The sequence below is a fragment of the Psychromonas ingrahamii 37 genome, assembly GCF_000015285.1.
In the GTDB taxonomy this organism is placed as follows: domain Bacteria; phylum Pseudomonadota; class Gammaproteobacteria; order Enterobacterales; family Psychromonadaceae; genus Psychromonas; species Psychromonas ingrahamii.
In genome coordinates, this window is record NC_008709.1 from 3,768,827 (window position 1) to 3,787,301 (window position 18,475).

At 38.7% G+C, this 18,475-nt stretch carries 15 protein-coding genes; 3 read left to right on the forward strand and 12 right to left on the reverse strand.

Features of this window, described 5'->3' with window-relative positions; all coding sequences use genetic code 11:
• Positions 1–101 precede the first annotated feature (101 nt).
• The 8 genes from glgX to PING_RS15825 all read right to left on the reverse strand — a co-directional run bounded on the left by glgX (position 102) and on the right by PING_RS15825 (position 9,060).
• On the reverse strand, positions 102–2,162 hold the full coding sequence (glgX, locus tag PING_RS15790) for a glycogen debranching protein GlgX (protein WP_011771323.1): 2,061 nt from the start codon (positions 2,160–2,162) through the stop codon (positions 102–104).
• A gap of 308 nt (positions 2,163–2,470) precedes the next feature.
• On the reverse strand, positions 2,471–2,833 hold the full coding sequence (locus tag PING_RS15795) for a DUF167 domain-containing protein (protein WP_198134713.1): 363 nt from the start codon (positions 2,831–2,833) through the stop codon (positions 2,471–2,473).
• Positions 2,834–3,109: 276 nt separating this feature from the next.
• The gene (locus tag PING_RS15800; RefSeq protein ID WP_011771325.1) at positions 3,110–3,799 is read right to left on the reverse strand and encodes a lysophospholipid acyltransferase family protein; all 690 of its coding nucleotides are present in this window, start codon (positions 3,797–3,799) and stop codon (positions 3,110–3,112) included.
• Positions 3,800–4,196: 397 nt separating this feature from the next.
• Positions 4,197–4,544 carry a TraR/DksA family transcriptional regulator gene (locus PING_RS15805; protein ID WP_011771326.1) on the reverse strand — a complete coding sequence of 116 codons (348 nt, stop codon included), beginning with the start codon at positions 4,542–4,544 and terminating at the stop codon, positions 4,197–4,199.
• Between the two features lie 442 nt (positions 4,545–4,986).
• The gene (locus tag PING_RS15810) at positions 4,987–5,403 is read right to left on the reverse strand and encodes a group II truncated hemoglobin (RefSeq protein WP_011771327.1); all 417 of its coding nucleotides are present in this window, start codon (positions 5,401–5,403) and stop codon (positions 4,987–4,989) included.
• A gap of 316 nt (positions 5,404–5,719) precedes the next feature.
• Positions 5,720–6,076, reverse strand: a complete 357-nt coding sequence (locus PING_RS15815) for a hypothetical protein (RefSeq protein ID WP_041766592.1) — start codon at positions 6,074–6,076, stop codon at positions 5,720–5,722.
• Positions 6,077–6,583: 507 nt separating this feature from the next.
• Positions 6,584–7,234, reverse strand: a complete 651-nt coding sequence (locus PING_RS15820) for a hypothetical protein (RefSeq protein WP_011771329.1) — start codon at positions 7,232–7,234, stop codon at positions 6,584–6,586.
• Positions 7,235–7,746: 512 nt separating this feature from the next.
• A complete protein-coding gene (locus PING_RS15825) occupies positions 7,747–9,060 on the reverse strand; it encodes a diguanylate cyclase domain-containing protein (RefSeq protein ID WP_011771330.1) in 1,314 nt (437 codons plus the stop codon).
• Between the two features lie 456 nt (positions 9,061–9,516).
• Here PING_RS15825 and PING_RS15830 point away from each other — a divergent pair, with 456 nt between their 5' ends.
• Positions 9,517–9,825 (forward strand): hypothetical protein, encoded by a 309-nt coding sequence (locus PING_RS15830; protein ID WP_011771331.1) that lies wholly within the window; start codon positions 9,517–9,519, stop codon positions 9,823–9,825.
• Positions 9,826–10,080: 255 nt separating this feature from the next.
• Here the strand turns inward: PING_RS15830 and PING_RS15835 are convergent, their stop codons facing one another.
• The 4 genes from PING_RS15835 to miaE form a co-directional block, all read right to left on the reverse strand.
• Positions 10,081–10,332: a hypothetical protein gene (locus PING_RS15835; protein ID WP_011771332.1), complete on the reverse strand. Its 252-nt coding sequence runs from the start codon at positions 10,330–10,332 to the stop codon at positions 10,081–10,083.
• A 437-nt stretch (positions 10,333–10,769) separates the two neighbouring features.
• The gene (locus PING_RS15840; protein WP_011771333.1) at positions 10,770–12,605 is read right to left on the reverse strand and encodes a transthyretin-like family protein; all 1,836 of its coding nucleotides are present in this window, start codon (positions 12,603–12,605) and stop codon (positions 10,770–10,772) included.
• Positions 12,606–13,271: 666 nt separating this feature from the next.
• Complete coding sequence (locus tag PING_RS15845; protein ID WP_011771334.1) at positions 13,272–13,883, reverse strand: acyloxyacyl hydrolase; 612 nt, start codon at positions 13,881–13,883, stop codon at positions 13,272–13,274.
• 278 nt (positions 13,884–14,161) lie between these two features.
• Positions 14,162–14,923: a tRNA isopentenyl-2-thiomethyl-A-37 hydroxylase MiaE gene (gene miaE, locus PING_RS15850; protein ID WP_011771335.1), complete on the reverse strand. Its 762-nt coding sequence runs from the start codon at positions 14,921–14,923 to the stop codon at positions 14,162–14,164.
• Positions 14,924–15,729: 806 nt separating this feature from the next.
• On the opposite strand from miaE, the gene PING_RS15855 reads away from it, so the two are divergent.
• Together PING_RS15855 and PING_RS15860 are read left to right on the forward strand one after the other, a co-directional pair.
• On the forward strand, positions 15,730–16,959 hold the full coding sequence (locus PING_RS15855) for a GGDEF domain-containing protein (protein ID WP_011771336.1): 1,230 nt from the start codon (positions 15,730–15,732) through the stop codon (positions 16,957–16,959).
• Between the two features lie 566 nt (positions 16,960–17,525).
• Positions 17,526–18,416 carry a metal-dependent hydrolase gene (locus PING_RS15860; RefSeq protein ID WP_011771337.1) on the forward strand — a complete coding sequence of 297 codons (891 nt, stop codon included), beginning with the start codon at positions 17,526–17,528 and terminating at the stop codon, positions 18,414–18,416.
• Positions 18,417–18,475: the final 59 nt, after the last annotated feature.

The window sequence follows — 18,475 nt, forward strand, 5'->3', positions numbered from 1 at the left end:
GAAACAACGTTTCTCAGTCTGATGAAGTGTGCGTGGGCTCTGTGGTGCTGCATTTTTTTGTAACAAACTTAAGTCTGAAGACAGTAGTATGATGATTTATATTAATCATCGGGTGTTTCTCCAATCAAAATCACCACGGATCGTGGTGCAACAAGGTATTGATCGTTAAACCAGTATTTTTTATCGCCACTCTTATAAATATCGTTACCATCCACTAAGGAAGTATCAACGATTCGCAACCATTTCCCGCATGCAGATATTGGTAATTCAAAGTTAAGTACTTCCCAAAAAGCATTAAAAATAACATAAGAGACAACCCCTGAGTGAGGGTGTGTACTTTCCATGGCAATGCTATGAGAACACTCACTCCAATCAGGTTGATTGAGTTTCACACCATGCCAATGAATGTCTGACCGTAGAATAATATCATGCAAAGAATAGCGGAAACTGGGATTGAGATAGATAGCGGTACGCTGTTTAATTAAACCCTTAGTAAAGTCAAAAAGCGCCCTGTTCTTTTTAATCTGACTCCAATCAAACCAAAATGCCGGATTATCCTGACAATAGCCATTATTATTGCCTTTTTGCGAATGCCCTATTTCATCACCCATTAAAATCATCGGCGTACCTAAAGAGAGCAAAGTTATCGTCAGCATGTTTTTGATTTGCTTATTGCGCAGCTGAAGGATTTTAGGATCATTCGTTTCACCTTCAACCCCATGATTCCAGCTGAAATTATAATCACATCCATCGAGATTATTTTCACCATTGGGCAAATTATGTTTGTTATTATAACTGACCAGATCATTAAGCGTAAAGCCGTCATGGCAGGTAATAAAGTTTACCGATTTTTCCGGTTCAAAGTGATGTTCACCGTAAATATCCGGACTGCCAATCAAACGGTTGGCAAACTGACTTACCATACCCTGATCGCCACGCACAAAACGCCGTACATCATCTCTAAAATGACCGTTCCATTCTCGCCAACGCTGCCCTGCCAGACTACCCACTTGATATAATCCCCCTGCATCCCATGCTTCTGCTATCAGCTTAATTGAGGACAAAATCGGATCAGTATCAATACTGAATAACGTCGGCGGGCTGAGCATAGGCGCACCAAGCTCATCACGGGATAGAATAGAGGCCAAATCAAAACGAAATCCATCTATATGCATTTTGTCTACCCAAAAGTGCAAACTGTCAATAATCATGCGTCTAACCACGGAATGTGTACCGTTAAGGGTATTACCACAACCACTAAAATTCATATAATGCTGTCTATCTTTGGATAAGATGTAATAATCATTGTTATCAAAACCACGCAACGAAAAAGACGGGCCACCTTCCCCACCCTCTGCGCTATGGTTATAAACCACATCCAAAATAACTTCAATATCAGCCGCATGCAGGGCTTTTACCATATCTCTAAATTCATTAACGGGGCCCAGCCTGGATCTGTCTGAGCTGTATTCGCGATGCACTGCGAAAAAGGATAACGGGCTATATCCCCAATAGTTAGCCAATCCGGCGTGATGTTCACCCGGATCGAACTGATGAATCGGCATTAGTTCAACGGCGGTTACCCCCAGTTCTTTTAAATAGGGGATCTTTTCAATTAAGCCCGCATAAGTACCGCGTTTTTTTTTTGCAATATTAGCACTTTGATGGCGAGTAAAACCGCCCACATGCATTTCATAAATAACTGTTTTATAAAAAGAGTGCCGAGGATGTTGATCTTCCTGCCAATCATAATCATCTATATCAACCACCACACTTTTTAAACAGGTATCAATATTGGAGCCGCTGCCAAGTGCTGCCTCACGGGAAAAGTGATCACCCCGTTCAACCAATAATCCATAGGGGTCTAATAACACTTTCTTTGGGGAAAAAGCCGTTCCTTGATAGGGGCGATAAGGTCCATTGACACGAAAGCCATAGAGTTGTCCCGGTTTTACATCTTCAATAAAAATATGCCAATAATAAGCGGTACGATTATCATTAGTTGAAAATTTAAATATATTGCTCGCTGCATCGGCATCTTTATCTTCAAAAAAAAGCAGTTCGACACTTTCTGCCAGCCGCGCATAAATACAAAAATTGGCACCTTTGCTGCTATAGGTCACGCCTAACTTATCTGGTTTACCATTCGAAGCTGAAAACATACTTACTCCAGATCACAGTGAAAAATAAAACAGGCACATCTAAGAAAATGATTTTTAGAGGGAGTTACATAGAATTAGGCCATCTGATAATAATAGCCGTTCTTTTGCAATTTATAGTAAAAGAACTAATTAACTGCTTAGATTTAGCCACTCCCTTTGGTAGAATATTTTTAGGTTTTCTCCCCGCGGGGATAATTTAACAGAATGAAAAACGGGGACATGATAGGGTTCATCAAAGTACATTGGCAGGATTATCTGTTTTAAGCGTATTATAGGGATAATTGGTATTCTAAGCATGACGACGCTTATTAGGCACTGTCTTTTTTTGAAAGCGCTTTTGCCACTACGGAAGGCATTTTTTTCGGCGCTTTGATACGCAACTGTTTATTGATGTTCAACCGACCAAAAACAACTGTTATATCATCGGGTGAAACACTAAATTCTTTCGCGAGAAATCTAACCATATGATCAGTTGCTCTGCCGGCGACAGGCGTTGCAGTAACACGAACCCTCAGCTGAATTCCCTGCGCCTTTCCGACAGCATCCTTCTTCGCGCCAGGTGTTCCAAGAATATTCACAACCAGTATTTCTCCCTCCATAACACAAAATGAAGACATTTTAACTCTCTTGCCATCGAATGCCATTACAGCCTTAGTTGCTTTTTTTTTCACTTCTCTCTCCACATAAACAACAGCGTATAAAATGCCATTGTTGCTGCTTCAGCGACAAAGTAATGCGTCCAGTGCATTGCCTTGTGAGTGAGATTAGCGCTAATAGCATCATACCCAGGCCATGGAAAACACCACCAAATACAACACGTTGAAATCCTATAACGTTTTTATAGAATTATAAAAAGTGAGTTATTAGACAGTCTTAACGCTCGACATCCGTGGTCAAAAAAGCGCCTGGCAGTTTGTTGGTCCAGCTCTTCATTTGATTCCGACTGATTAGGCTTGTGTATCAAACATGTTTCTATATGCCTGCTCAAGATCCATCGTTCTATCTTTATAATCGATCACATCACCAAACTCGACTTCTATCTGTAATTTTTTTTCACGGTTTTTTATCGCTGTTTTTAATGCCGTATTTGAATTAGTTCTTATATATACAGGCAGTATCTGCAACTTGTTTTTAACCGCGATAAGCTGCGTCCCTTTCTTAAACTCGGTAAGGTCTGTGTCCTGCACATTACGCGTACCTTCGGGAAATATAAAAATAGAAGCATTATTGCTCAAACTTTTTTTAATATCTTTAAAGAATTGACTCATTTTATTTGAGCCTCTATCCAGTAAAATAGAGCCTCCATTACGGACAAACTTACCAAAGAAAAAAGAGTTATAGAGTTCTTTTTTTGCAACCCATAAGCCAAAAACATTAGTGTCTTTTAACGCCATTTCAATCACACAGGGATCGATAATACTGCGGTGATTAGAAAGTAGAAGATACTGTCCGTCAGGGTTTACCTTATCGAGGCCAGAAACCACGATTTCAATATTAAGTTTGGAGAACAAGCTGACAGCGTACTCCAAGCGGAGCTTCTTTTTGTCAGCATTTGTTGTCGCCTTATTTAATTTGAAGCCAAATTTGTTGGTTAAAAATAACGAATAAATCGCGATTTGTATTTGTTTCAGGTTCAAAATACACTCCAAAAATAAATGTCATCGGGACTTCCACTATAAAAAAAGACCCAAAATGGTGCGTATACTGCCACAGAAAGCGGCATGGAGAAAGCTAGACAGCCAAAAATGATCAGGCAAATGAAGATGACAATCTGAACATTAATCTGCCATCAACAAAAAAAATTTCTGGGTGAGCGGTGATTTGGTTGCAGAGTCTATTTTTAAACAACAATATCAGGTATGGATATTTAAAATACCAATCATTTAAATAGAAAGCTATTCAGGATTTTATCGTGAAATATTCTGATTAGCATGGCTTTCCTAGATGCTCATAACGCTTGGTTAACCGTCGTGCAGGTTGTGGTTTTTCTTTTGAAAAAAAAATAACTGTCGTGACACGTCCCGTTGAAGGTGATCACAGCGAAAGTACTTGTGCACATTTGATACAGCGAATGGCCGTTGGATCGATTTCCAAACGGTGAACATTGATGTCTTCGTCACAGTCGACACAGATTCCATATATCTGTTTCTCCAATCGCTTTAGCGCCTGCTCCACACTGATTAATCGACGTTCGCGACGGCGCGAAGATTCAAGTGCCATTTGCTGGATCTGCATGGCATCGACCCTCGATACGCGACCAACAGCGGCCTGATCCAGAACCACTGGCTTGATTTCATTTGCAGTGCTGGCAAGCACACTAATAAGATCTTCCTTAAGGGCTATCAACTGCTTGCGAAACTGAATTATTTTATCTGGTTGCATGCTATTTTCCTTGTTCGCTTAGGTGCCTGACATCATTCTAATTCGTTCTGCTGAAACGCATTCTTGTTCGCTTAGGTGCCTGACACTGTTCTAATTCGTTCTGCTGGGACGCGTCTTTGTTCACTTAGGTGTCTGACACTGTTCTAATTCGTTCCGCTGGAACGCGTCTTTGTTCGCTTAGGTGCCTGACACTGTTCTAATTTTTTCTGCTGAAACGCATTCTTGTTCGCTTAGGTGCCTGACACTGTTCTAATTTTTTCTGCTGAAACGCATTCTTGTTCACTTAGGTGCCTGACACTGATCTAATTCGTTCTGCTGGAATGCATTCTTGTTCACTTAGGTGCCTGACATCATTCTAATTCGTTCTGCTGGAATGCATTCTTGTTCACTTAGGTGCCTGACACTGATCTAATTCGTTCTGCTGGAATGCATTCTTGTTCGCTTAGGTGCCTGACACTGTTCTAATTCGTTCTGCTGGAACACGTAATTGTGCCATTAAATAAACTTTAAATGATGGTTCATAGGGTTGTTGATCTACGGCTTTTTGCATACATAAAAGCCATGCTTCGCTTTCCTCAATACCTACTGACAAATGCTTATGTGCTAAGGGAATATTGATACTCCCGTAATGCTCAGTATACAATTTCGGTCCACCAAGCCAACCAGACAAAAAATAGGAGAGTTTTTTTCGAGACTCTGATAAATCACTCGAATGCATATCTCTAATTTTTTTTGATGTTGAAAAAACATCCATATTATTATAAAAATCATCAACAAGTTTAGTAATACCAGACAACTGTCCCGCCATTATGTAAGGGTTGTCTCCTACACCATATTCACAATTTCTAAAACTCATCATTGAACCCAACCCTATTTGATACACTACGCCCTTGTTAACAGATTAAAAAGTTAACGGGCTAAAAACTGAAAAGACGAATCCCCCTTCTTCTGATAACAATAAAGCCCAAAATAGCATTAAAGTAATTTTTAATAATCTTTCAAAAAAATGTAATAAGGAGTGAAACTCGAACGAAGACAATTATGAGCTGTTAAATTATAAAAGATTACAAGTGAAAGCATCTTTCTGACGGCTCCCGTTGCATAATTATTTAGTGAATTGACAGCTTAATATTATTTTATAGCCAATTATCTTATGTCTTTTGAGCCGTAAACACTCAGCACCAAAATTGTTTAGTTAAATGCCAACCGTCACCATATCTGCATTTATAGACTTTTAAATCAACCCCCTGTTCACCAGATATAATATTAGCTCTGGTATTGGCTTCTTTTTTTGTGCGATAGGTCTCTTTATAGGTACCATCTCCAGCAGTACATCTAGTGCATTTCTTACTGGGTGTTATCCTCGTTTTAGGTGACAGATGCCAAAAACCACATTTATTACATTCATAGGGAGCCAGATCCTGATGATAGTTTTTCTTTAAGTATTCAGCCGCATTTTGTGCTTCATCTTCATAAAAATACTGGCTTAGAGGTTGCCTTGACCTTTTTCCAAAGCATGTTTCACTTTTCATATTAATGCACCTTAAATTTCGCACAAACTTGGTTCAACAGGAAAATAACGCGCGATAAAAACGGCCTTAGGATCAATCATTAAATATGACTCAGTTATTGCTGAATTAGATTTCGCATTAAGCTGCAAAGATCTTCGCGTAGGTTAACGCTATTTTTTGCTACTTTTATTTTAAAAAACCGTGACAGCCCGCCTTTAACCTTTTTATATGCCTTGGCTGCGGCGTACTAATAACATTTTCACCAAATAATCTGTCCGTCTCCATGATAAACATCCATGCTGTCACGATCAGCACCTATGATATAAAGGCTGAGTAAGCACACGGTAAAGAAAGTCATAATGCTTGCAGGTATATTGATTAATCATCATTAAGGAAGTCTTAATACCATCGATGTTTTTATCGACTCGGTCTGATTATCGTCGGAAAACGCTGTATTTTTACGTTTTTTCTTTTTCAGAAATAGCGACAACTATTAGCGTCTATGTTGGGCAAATTGTTCGCATTTTTTCACGGAAAGTTCCGAATTAGCCTATATGTAATACTACTGTTATCAGCTTTGATAACCTCTATAGAAGCACCTTTATATCCGATGATATTTGAGGAAGATAAATCATACTCAACATCATTATTGAAAGCAGGTCTCGGACTGTTATTGCTAAATTCTCTGTACCCAATATTGATTTGATTACCTACTCGACCACTGTAAATAAGTGCTTGCTGAAAGCTATGACCTCTTTCAGAAAGTTGTTTTTTTCGTTCGAATTCACCAGCATAACAAGCACTGCCACCAAACACTGTTATTACACACAATTCAGCATTTTTATGTTTACCTAGCGCTAAAGCCTTAATTGGATCTGAAAAACCACCACGTACAACACCAACGGCAGAGTAAAAATCTTTTTTATTATCAAACCCTATTTGTAGGTATTTTTTTTCTGGTATATCATAAAAGGCACCATCAATTGTCCGATAAACAATCAACACATTTTCCTCTGAAATTGTCCCTTTTCGAACTAAATGACCACCTACATAAACAGTGATCACTTTTCCAGTTTCTGGATAATCAACTTGTTTTATATAATTATCCGCCTGGTTATATTTTACGGTCGTACAACCAGTCATAATGAATACTGCTAGGGCTACCACTAATTTTTTCATTATATATCCATTACTAATTTATACTGCTAACAGTGTATTAATCTACATTCGCACTTAAAAACCAATTTATTTATGAAAATTATATCATTAAGAATATAAAAAATAGTCGTATAGTATACATATATGATTATAAGTTGACTTTTATAATAGGAAAATGACGCACTTTTATTTATAAAGCTCCCCATAAATACAAAACTTGTGGATCAAGCATATTGGTTGTTAGTTGCATTGTTATAGGATTGTGGATTTATTACTGGCGACAATGGCTTAAACCGCGCACCAAAGTACGAAATTTAATAAAATGAGGAGTTAGCGAACATCTGCTATTACCCGGGGAGTAACCAGCAAAGTGCCATGTAATAGTACTAAAAAAAGGGGATCACTATTGCGAACAGTAATGCGTTTTTAAAACAGCAAGTGTGAGTAAGTATTTAATATTAATAAAGAAAAATGAACCACCCTGTGCGGAGCGTTGTGCTGTGGGACTTGCAGGCTGAATACTTCCAGCTATACTATTTATCATTTTCACGTTTCAGCATGGTTTTGTCAGAGAAACTGTAATTATGATTTTTATTATGTTTAGCCATGTACATTGCGATATCTGAGAATTTTAATATTGCTTCACTATCTGTTGAATTGTCAGGTGCAATCGCGATGCCTATACTCAGAGAAATTTCAATAGGATCATTGTTGAATATAAACGGTGATTTAAATTTATCTAATATATTATCCACTACAATTTTAATATGTGATATCTCAGAAAGATCATTTAAAGCGATAACAAACTCGTCCCCTCCTAAGCGAAACGCCTTATCATCAGAACGTAAAGCCTCTTTAAGGCGATTAGCAGTCTCTTTTAGAACGGCATCTCCCGCATCATGCCCCAGAGTATCATTAAGTTTTTTAAATTTATTGAGATCGATAAAAAGAACAGCCATTTTTCTATCACTGCCTGCTATAGCTGCAATAGAGTGCCTAATTGCTATATCAATCCCTACTCTATTGGCTAAACCGGTCAAAGCATCATGAGTTGCTTCATAGGTTAATATTTCAGTATCGGTATAAATTTTTTCACTTACTTGATAAAAACGAGAGAGTAAGTAGCCCATTTCATCTTTAGGCAAAATATCTTCAATATTTTGTCTTTCTCCCCTTTCCATTTTCTCGGCATTTAAAAGCAACAATTTGAGTGGAGAAAATAACCTTTCCCTTATGAAAAACATTGTTATTATTCCTAAAAATACAAATAATATAAGCTCAATAATCACTATAGTAGTCAACTGTGCTCTGCTTTCTCTGAAATCAGCCTTTCTTCTTTCTAATAATAAATGCTCATGATTCGTGAATAAAGTAATTTGAAGCCTTATCTCATCCATCATTTTTTTACCGGTATTCTGCTCTACTATCTCAATCGCCTTTCTTTTATCTTCCGTATTGCCACTTTGATAAAGTTCAATTGTTAGTTTTAATTCTATAAACTTCTTTTCCATAAATGCTTTAATATCATTCAAGCGTTTTGTCTGTTTAGGATTGTCTGATGTCAAACCAGATAAATTATTGAAACTTTGTTCCGATGAAAGTATGCCCTTAAGATATGGCGCTAAGTAATCAGGATTCCCCGTCAGTAAAAAACCCCTTTGCCCTGTTTCTGCATCGGTCATCGAACTTAATAATTTTTGTGCGCTATTTAAAACCTCATGCGTATGTATTACCCATCCAAGCTTTTCTTCTCCAAACTTATCCAAGACGAAAGTAAATAAAGTATTACCAATAGAGAAGACAAAGAGAAAAACAAGTAACAGTGATAATTTAGTACGCAGGCTCATTAAACCAATCCTTTAAGTTGATACTTCAACAGATCAATAATTCTCATTATATAGGCCAGATTGCCTAACCTTTCCAACTAGATAGGACTAATATTTGCTTACGCCTAACGAGGCTATAGAATTATTGTTACGGCCTAATTTTAGAAATAAACGAGTTTTAAACGCGTCTATTTCTCTAGCCAGTTTGTAACCTTTAAAAAGGCTCTTAAATTTTCCAACCGAGTTATTCTATACCGTCAACACCGGCTTAAGATACAAAAATTATCGGCTAAAATTAGCGACAAAGGGAAAAATTCAACTGTATCTTATCCTTATTGAATGGCTTATGTGATTATTAAAATTAAACAGAAGAAATGTAAAATATGCTGATAGAAACCTGTAAAAATGAAGATTTAAAATGTGTATTAGTAAGAATGACGACTAATATTCTATTATGTGTAGATTATTAGGAGTCTAATGATGGATTATAAATTATGGATTATAGATTATTGGTTTTGGTTTGGTTTAACATTAATAGCAGTAAGCGCTTTGATGTATTATTTTGTATATTACTCACCAGTACAGCAAGAAGATTGGGAAAAGATTCCAACATTAAAAGAATATTTATTAAAGCATCCCGAATGCAAAATGAGTAATGATGAAAATGCAAAGTGCTATGCATGCGGTTCTGAAAAGGTTACTTTCCAACCTTTAACTCCCCCTCAAGATCCAAAATATAAACATTATTGCTGCTCATGCGGGCACAAGCTGTTCAAAAGAAAGTAAATAATATATTAACAATGGCGGCATATAACAAATAAGGACAGGTCGTGTGAGCAACGCGAAGCACGACTTAATCCTATTATTGAACAAGCCAGAAAAGAAAGTGGCAACAGAAAGCTGGACAGCAATCCTTATTATCATGGCAGAAAATACCATGGAGACACTCAAAAGATTTTACAAAGTGATCAGCACAAGAAACATGACTGATGTGCAATAAGCCTTCACTCTTTTAGCATTAAGCGATATAAAATAATTTACCTATTTAAACCAAACTTTTCCGCCTATCATTTTATAGGCAGGGGTGCCTCGTATTAGCATCTCTCTAGCAAACACTGTTGCGCATTCAGGACAAGTGCATTCTTCTGTTGTAAAGTTTTTAGTAATTCGCTCTTTGAAGCATTTTACAAGAGAGCCTTTTCCGCCTTTTTTATATTTAAAAAGTTGATGTTGGCATTTACTGCAATAAATATTCACACTTCTAGAGGGAGCTTTAGTATTTGGCTTGGCCATAAATTTCCTCTAACATTCACCGGTATATTGATTACCAGAATTTTGAGCTTCACAAATCTGTTTCTTGCGCTCTATTTCTCATTAGCTGATGGAATGATCGTTGTTCCAGCATTTAAGTAATACACGTATATAGGCATCAAATTTAAAGCCTGACACATTGCCTTACATGTACTTAAGGTACAGCTGAACAGGCACTATATCACCTCTAATCCCGACCCTAGTTCAACAATATCACGATCAAAATCAATCTTAAAATCACATCGACCATAAACACTATTTTCACCAATTATTTCGCTATAGTGTCAATAGGATCATGCCATTCAGACCTCGGTTTATTTATTGGGCTTTGCATTTTCATTTGCGTTTAATTCAAAGGGGACAGGCTTGAACCTGCCCCCTTTTTAACGCTTAGCGCCTACTTCCCGAAAAGTCACATCTTATTTGCAATAAAGTATCTGGGTATGCATGTTGTACCCCCTGTTGCTGTGATAGTGCCTGGTCGCCCAACTAAGCTTGACGGCGTATGCACAGACGGGGTCGCCTGAGACAATCACCGGAAAGCCAGCAGCGCCACTTTCCCCACCCCTGAAAAAAAAGTTTCCGCTGAACGCGCCGTTAGGTAGTGGCGGCGCGCTGTGCACTATGCCGCTATTATTTTCAATCGTAATGTTGAAGTAACTCAAGTGCGGGTGGTCGATGGTGTAAAGGATATGTACATCGTTGGTGACCTTATTACACAAGTCACCCGCCAATTCAGTCAGGTTCAACGCATATTTCACCGGTGAGTTGTCAATCACAAGAGCATTGAGTGTCTTGTTATTGGCGATCTGATTGACTGCCTGGCCATCATCATACACCTGAAAGCGCAATTTAAAGCGCCGAATCGGAGCACGATCCACCACTGCAACTGCGCTGCCTGCCGCTGCCAGTCCCAGATATTCATTCGGGCTGTAAGGTGCGGGAGTATAGGCGATTGAATTCAATTGCATCAGCAAATATGCTCCGACAAAATTTTCTTCAGTAACGGCTTTGTCTGCCATTGTGCCATCGTGCATATCTACCTTGACCAACGTCCCAAGCAGGGTAATGCAACCGTCACCATCCAGATTACTCGAATTCAGATTGACCGGCGCAGAACGAGGGTCACCATTGGCATCGGTATAATAGATATAACCCACTTTGGTGGTGCAGATCGATTTTACTGGGACAAGGTCGCCATCGGCCGGGGCATTGGGTGGGATGACCGCCGGATCTTCGGCGCCAGGCCAGGTCCACGGGGCAATAAGGAAGCGATATTTAAGCGCCTTGTTATTGGCGGTGTTCTTCAGTGGCATATTGCCAAATAGCTCGATACAGTCATGCATTACCAGTGAGCTCGCACCACCGTAGCCTTCAGGAGAGAAATCCGTGTCCACCTCCAAGTCCTCGACACGTTCCCAATGGGGAATTTCATCTGCGTCCGGCGGGACAATCTTATCAGTACATAACTCAATACAGACGCAATGGCCGACATTCTCGCGACCGGGCTTACGACCTGCCAAGGAGCTTTCATTGATAACCAGGCTGCCGCCAAACTCGGCCTGAAAGAAAAGATCCGGCCCACCGGTGAGCTCAATGTTAATTAAGGGTGAGAATGGGGTTTTTTTGAAAGTGGCGGAGGTGTAATAGATACGGAAGCGACCGTTAAAGTCAGTTGTTGTTTCGCCAAGCGAATCGTGCTGGACCCAGTCAGAATCGAAAGCACGAATGATGGCGCCAGGAAGTGGCTTTTTCCCCTCGCAGGTAACAAATTTTCCACAGATAACCCAGACATCATAATAGGCAAGCAGATAACACCAGTGACGTGAGCTAATGATATAATCCCAGTAAGCGGTAGTATATTGCTTGTCTTGCTGAGTCCATTCCGGCTCTAACGAGGTAATGGCGAATTGCACAGGGATCGGCTTGGCATCCGGATCGCGGCCCGGCATAGTAGTCATACGCACATCTACCTCAAATGCCTCACCTGAATATTTATTCTTTTCGGCGTTGATCTGAACAGTAAATTCGCCATTTTGATCGGTGCGGGCCTCGGCAATCAGATACTGCTCCTTGGCCTTTACGTCGTCATCAGAAAGCACTACAAAAGTATGTTTCGACTCTGCGGCCACCAAGCCAGAGACATCCTGATCGCTCCGGTGCCGATAAATCCGCACTTGGACATTGGCGAGAACGTCCAGACATTCTTTACAAATATAGGCGCGTAGTTTCCCTTTAAATATGTACTTCGTCATAACATAAATTCCTTAATATGTGTATTTTGCACTTTTAAGATTTGGCTGGTAACTTTTCCGTAAGATAAGGCTTTTACCAGTACTAAAATTCTTACCATATTTCACTGCTCTCTAAATCCTCATATCGTTATCACCTCCCTAACCATGTATTAGCCTACATTCTTATTAATAAATATATTAAATATTCTTTATTGATAAAAATTATAGAACAATAAGTATGAAAAATGATTAGATAGGATATACATCTGACTTTTTATATTGGAAAAATGATGGATCTGCATTTACAGCGTTCTCTATAAATGCAAAAAAAAAAATAACTATTTATTTTCAAAAAGTTAAATTTCAGGCATGCGAAACTTGCGCATCAAGTGTGCATATAACGTGCAATAAAAGTGGAAAACCCCTAATATAAATTATATAAAGCTGTATCGTAAGGAGCGTAAATAGACAAGTGAGTTTAAGTAGCAGTATTTAGTATTATGCGCAGTTATATTGATGTGTTGGCATGTTAATAAGCAGGAGATGACAGTTTAATTTTCCCTCAAATGAGGACAAAGTATGCCCGCAAAGCACTATTTTATAACAACAGATTGACCAAACTAGAATAGAGCTTTTTATTACGAGCTAACCTTTTTGTTACAATCGAACGATGGCTCTTCCAATTCCTTACTTAAAACCACCGAATGAAAAATTATAACTCAGGATAATTGAATTTGAACCAGGATTTCTACTTGCAAGACCCGCATTGGATAAATGATAACCGCCCACACCCAGACGGGAATTAGCGCTCAGCTTATAAGCCAGTTCCAGACCAGTACGGAATTCTATATCAGCTCCCAAATCTGTACTGTCACCTTCGTTATAGTAGCTGATTGCCCAATTTGGTGTCAGTACCCACTTTTTATTTAACGGGAAATCATAACGAACACCGCCGTAGAACCAGTACGCTTGATCAGCATTAACGGTAAAGCCCACTGCTGGTATCAGGTTATATACTGATTTGAGTGGTGAAAAACGATACTCAATACCAACCTCTGTTGCCATATCATTATTATCATTTGTTATATCAAACACGCCAGCGGAAACCGCGATCGAGTCTGATTGCTTAGCAAGAGTAACAGGTGATAGTAATAAACAGATGGCGGTAAAGATAGTTGCTGTCAATTTGTTGTTTGAAGTGTTTATCCAGCAGTCTTCTTTTGCCTCCTTGATAACGTGATTATTGCTTAATTGATAAAGAATTATTTTGATAGGTGATAGAGCAGGAAAATTTAGCATTCAACATCCTTTTATTGCTACTGGCTAATAGTGTGATAACAAATAAAGTTTAGTTAAAAATTAGATTTTTTGTAAAAAATCATTCACAAAAAATAGGCTGCAACAAAATGAAGCGGGTCATAAATGTGCAGCCATAAATCAGGCTTGGCAATTAAATATTTTCCGGCGAGAGTAAAAATAAATAACATTGGTATAGTGATCTTCGACCTACGAATAAGATTCAAGCAAAACCCAGCTAAAAGAGATACATGGGGGCAACAATAAAATGGAATAGAGCCTTAAAAAAAGTTTGGCTTTCCTGAATGGAATTTAAAGTCAGAATCCGGTGATTGAATGAGCTCAGCTTCAACAACAGCAAAAAAAGTAACTCTCTCGGTTATGTCTTGCCCTGAAATATGCTCTGCTAATGCTAAATAATCTTGATAATGTCGTGCTTCTGAACGGAGTAGAGATAAATAAAACTTTCCTATTTTAGGATCTAAATGTGGGGCGATTTTAGCAAACCTTTCACAGGATCTTGCTTCTATAAAAGCACCGATTATCAATTTATCAATAAGCGCTTCCGGTTCATAAGTGCGAACATTTTTTAACAACCCTTTTGCATAACGTGATCCAGGTATTGGTTCATAAGCAATATTATTGTCTTCAATAATTTCTAATACCTGATAAAAGTGATGTAATTCTTCTCTTATCAATAAAACCATTTTATCGACCATATCCTGACCGTAAGGACAGTCTGAACGCGCCTTAATCGACTTTGATATAGCATTCTTACCTTTAAGGGTTTCCAGATTACCGATACGCTTATAAGCAAATTGTTCATAAGGTTTTACAAGTTCCCCTAGTTGCTCTATCCCCTCTTCTCTTAGGGCATAACGCTTAAGTAAAAACAGGGCACTTTGAGAAGCTTTTAATTCACATATCAAGTGATCCCGAAGAAGAATGGGTAAATTTTCTGCTTTTTTAGCTTGATCAACCCAAGAATCAGGCGTACTACATTTTAAAAAGGAGTTAATAGGCGCTAATAATTCTTCATACATTATTTTTAATTCAGTTTATTGATGATTTGTAATATTTTAACACGGAAATCTAGTCTGACGTATTGATTGATGCTATCGATATAAAGGCCATTCAGATTAGCCCCTCAGCTCACTCTAATTTTTCATTCACTTGCTAGAGATAAAATAGCAAAATAATAAGAGGGAAAAAGAACAATCTTTTTGTAATATCAGATAAAAGACATCACCACCTGCGCAAGGTCTATAGACTGCGAGAGCTGACAGGTGACTAGCGTTAACATTTGCTTTTATGTCTGCTCATCGTATTGTTTTCCCTTTCAACTAACAAGGTCGGCACGCTTAATACCAAAAGAAATAATTAAGTGATTACATTGTAAAAAGGCATAAATCCTTCAACTGTTAATTTAAATTAATATTCCCACTTTTTAATTAAGATCATCATTTAATTTATTTTGGCATAATTATAATTTCGAAGCTCCCAAGATTGAAAAATAAGCAGCCTATCGCTTCCTCTGTCAACACCCATTCCCTTAACTTAAACGACACCTTATGGTAAAAAGCCAATAACGCAATATTTAGATGGTTAGGTACCTTACCTAGCTAACGGATTTCACCTCTCATCTTCTACTTATTTATCCCAGCGCACTGGCTGGCCTGCTTTTTTGTTTTTTAGAGAAGGTAAATATTTGTTAACATTATGTTTATTTTGTTAAGGTTTGATTTAGAACAAACTAAACTGTCTCTGTATGTTATATGGTCACCGCCATTGAATAATAAAATTAATTGACGATTCACCAAAAAAATTCCTTTGAGGCAGTGTAAAAGAGATGATTAACAAAGACGTCACACAGGAAGCCTGTATTGATTATGAGCTAACAGTATCAAATGATGCTAATGAACAGACGGAACGAAGAAAATCTGTCTCATCAACCAACATAACCCGCTCATTTTTTAGCTTAGGCCGTACTGCGTTGACAGATCTACTCTCTACTAATCTGCATTCTAAAGACTTTGTTAATACTCGTACCAGCTTTATAACTTCTCGACTTTGGCTGATATGTATATTTTTTGCTTTGTCTGTTCCAGTATGTTCATTTCTTGATTTTATTCTATTTTCTCAACAAGAAGCGCGTTATTTGTTTGCTGCGCGTTTGCTCCTTTCTTTTTGTTTATTTATTTTAGCTTTTATCCTTAAAAACCAGCCTAGCGTACGTACGGTACGTATCGTTATGCCGATAGTGTTTTTAGTACCAATGTTTTTCTTTATTTTCACTATGGTAATTATTTCCCCTACGCCAAATGAAAACATTCCTGCCATTTTTGAGATGATGCCATATTTTATTTTAGCCATGTTAGGGTTATTCCCGTTAACTATCAGCGGTGGTGCTTTAGTTATTTCATTGATTTCCATCCAGTTTGTCGGTTTTGAATTATGGATTAGCAATAACAGTTACTGGGTCATTTTTAATGATATTTGGCTATTTCTTTTATTTGCAGGCATAAGTTTATGGTTACAAGTAGGGCAATTGTCAATGTTGATGAAGCTTTATCGAGAATCAACCGTTGATCCATTAACCAAATTAATCAATCGTAGAGTGCTATTTAGATTGGCTGCCAATGATCTGGAAAAACAATCAAACTTTTGTCTGATCATGTTTGATCTGGACCGATTTAAACGTATTAATGATACTTACGGCCATGGTGTAGGTGATAAAGTGCTCGTTTCCATCGCTCAGGTTATTCAACGAGAGTTACGACAGAGTGATATTGTTGCACGTTTTGGTGGGGAAGAATTTGTCGCTATTCTTCCTGAAATAGGGTTAGAACAAGCCACTCGAATAGGGCAGAGGATAAGACGGATGATAAGTCAAGAATCGGTGCAATTAACCGATGGTTTGGTGATAAAAACCACCAGCAGTATCGGTGTTACTCAAAAAAGAGTAAATGAATCTCTTGATGAAACACTCAAACGCGCGGATGATTTTTTATACTACGCCAAAGAAAATGGTAGAAACCAAGTTGTATCGGACATCGACAATATTAATCCTTCCCTGTGAGATTGACGTAATTTCTGACAAAAAACAAGATACCCAAATCTTTTTATCTAAATTTTCTTTTAATAAAGGGTTAAGCTATAACCGTCAATGGGGATCTAGCCGCCTGATTATCGGCAAGTATCGAATTTACTTATATTTAATTAATAAATAGCGGGATCATGTGCTTCCAATATTTTTCTATTGATTAGTAATTAAGTCTATCTATGTTATCTTTCTGATATTTTAAGTTATACCTAACCGATAACAGAAGTTGTACAGCATGGATTCCCTGATAAAAGAGAGACCTCAGCTGATCACTATTACTGAAGCAGCAACATTCCGGAACTTAACCAAAGTAACCATTCGATCTTGAACCGACGATGGTCGATTCGTCTGTTTATGGACAGGCGCATCAGTTTTATGCCCTATACTGTGCCAGTGAGATTAGGACGCAGCTGATAATTTAGGGTTTTCTGACCCATCTGCAGATGGGCATCCACACAACATCTGTACCGGGATTTCTTGGTCAAGTAGCGATATAAGACGCAGGCTTTTAGCGCTGCACAATAAAAATAACGGAGTCAGCTATGACAGAACCCCTGTATGAATATCAGCCCAAGGATGTCGATCAGATCGTAGTAAGGAATTTCACTTTTGATTTTCCGGAGGACCTTGATCCGGTTTGGATACCCGGTAACCCGGTGCGCTCGCACTTATTTAATGGCTTTTCCCTGATCATGCCTTACCTTGAACCCTACCTGATACATTCGATACTGAGAGCGCGCGAGCATATTACTGACCCTGAGCTGCTGAAAGATCTCGCGGGCTTTAATCGGCAGGAGGCAAATCATTTCAAGTGTCATCGCAAGTACAATGAGTTATTGAAAGCCAATGGCTATCCTGAGTTGGAGCGGCTGGAGAAGCATATGACCAAGGCTTATGCCCGCCTTGAGAAAAGAAGCTTACGCACTCAGTTGGCCTACTCAGCTGGTTTTGAGTCTATTACAAATGGCTTTACTCACTGGCTTATCAACAAACGCGTTGCGCTTTTCGGCGGTGCGGACCGACATGTCAGTTCCTTCTGGATCATGCATATGATTGAAGAAGGAGAGCACAAAACGGTAGCTTACGATGCCTATATGGCTTGTTCAGGCCAGTACTTCGCTCGCTTCCTGGGTGTTTTTCACGGCAGTTGCCACGTCATGGGACTGGGATTTTGGGGGATGTGCATTGCGCTTAAAAAAGACAAAATATTGTATCGTCTAAAAACGCTGTTTCAGATAGCCAAAGAAATAGTTAATTTGTGTGTAGAGGTTGGTCCTTTTATGTTCAGGGCTCTGCTGCCCGGCTTTAATCCCAGAAAAGAGGCAGATCCACAGTGGATGAAAGATTGGATCAAAGGCCACGCAACACTGCCGAAGGACGCGCTTATCCCGTTGCTTGATACCAGTAACCCGGAGATGCCCGTGCCTTTTTAAGATGCCATGCATCACCCGAGGTGAACATGCCATTCGGGCCAGCCTCGCCGCCTTTACCT

Bases quoted from the DNA above. Each gene is read 5' to 3' on its own strand.
- miaE (WP_011771335.1), bottom strand. From the start codon at position 14,923: ATGTATGAAGAATTATTAGCGCCTATTAACTCCTTTTTAAAATGTAGT.
- PING_RS15815 (WP_041766592.1), bottom strand. From the start codon at position 6,076: ATGAAAAGTGAAACATGCTTTGGAAAAAGGTCAAGGCAACCTCTAAGC.
- PING_RS15805 (WP_011771326.1), bottom strand. From the start codon at position 4,544: ATGCAACCAGATAAAATAATTCAGTTTCGCAAGCAGTTGATAGCCCTT.
- glgX (WP_011771323.1), bottom strand. From the start codon at position 2,162: ATGTTTTCAGCTTCGAATGGTAAACCAGATAAGTTAGGCGTGACCTAT.
- PING_RS15835 (WP_011771332.1), bottom strand. From the start codon at position 10,332: ATGGCCAAGCCAAATACTAAAGCTCCCTCTAGAAGTGTGAATATTTAT.
- PING_RS15860 (WP_011771337.1), top strand. From the start codon at position 17,526: ATGACAGAACCCCTGTATGAATATCAGCCCAAGGATGTCGATCAGATC.
- PING_RS15840 (WP_011771333.1), bottom strand. From the start codon at position 12,605: ATGACGAAGTACATATTTAAAGGGAAACTACGCGCCTATATTTGTAAA.
- PING_RS15810 (WP_011771327.1), bottom strand. From the start codon at position 5,403: ATGATGAGTTTTAGAAATTGTGAATATGGTGTAGGAGACAACCCTTAC.
- PING_RS15855 (WP_011771336.1), top strand. From the start codon at position 15,730: ATGATTAACAAAGACGTCACACAGGAAGCCTGTATTGATTATGAGCTA.
- PING_RS15830 (WP_011771331.1), top strand. From the start codon at position 9,517: ATGATGGATTATAAATTATGGATTATAGATTATTGGTTTTGGTTTGGT.
- PING_RS15825 (WP_011771330.1), bottom strand. From the start codon at position 9,060: ATGAGCCTGCGTACTAAATTATCACTGTTACTTGTTTTTCTCTTTGTC.
- PING_RS15845 (WP_011771334.1), bottom strand. From the start codon at position 13,883: ATGCTAAATTTTCCTGCTCTATCACCTATCAAAATAATTCTTTATCAA.
- PING_RS15820 (WP_011771329.1), bottom strand. From the start codon at position 7,234: ATGAAAAAATTAGTGGTAGCCCTAGCAGTATTCATTATGACTGGTTGT.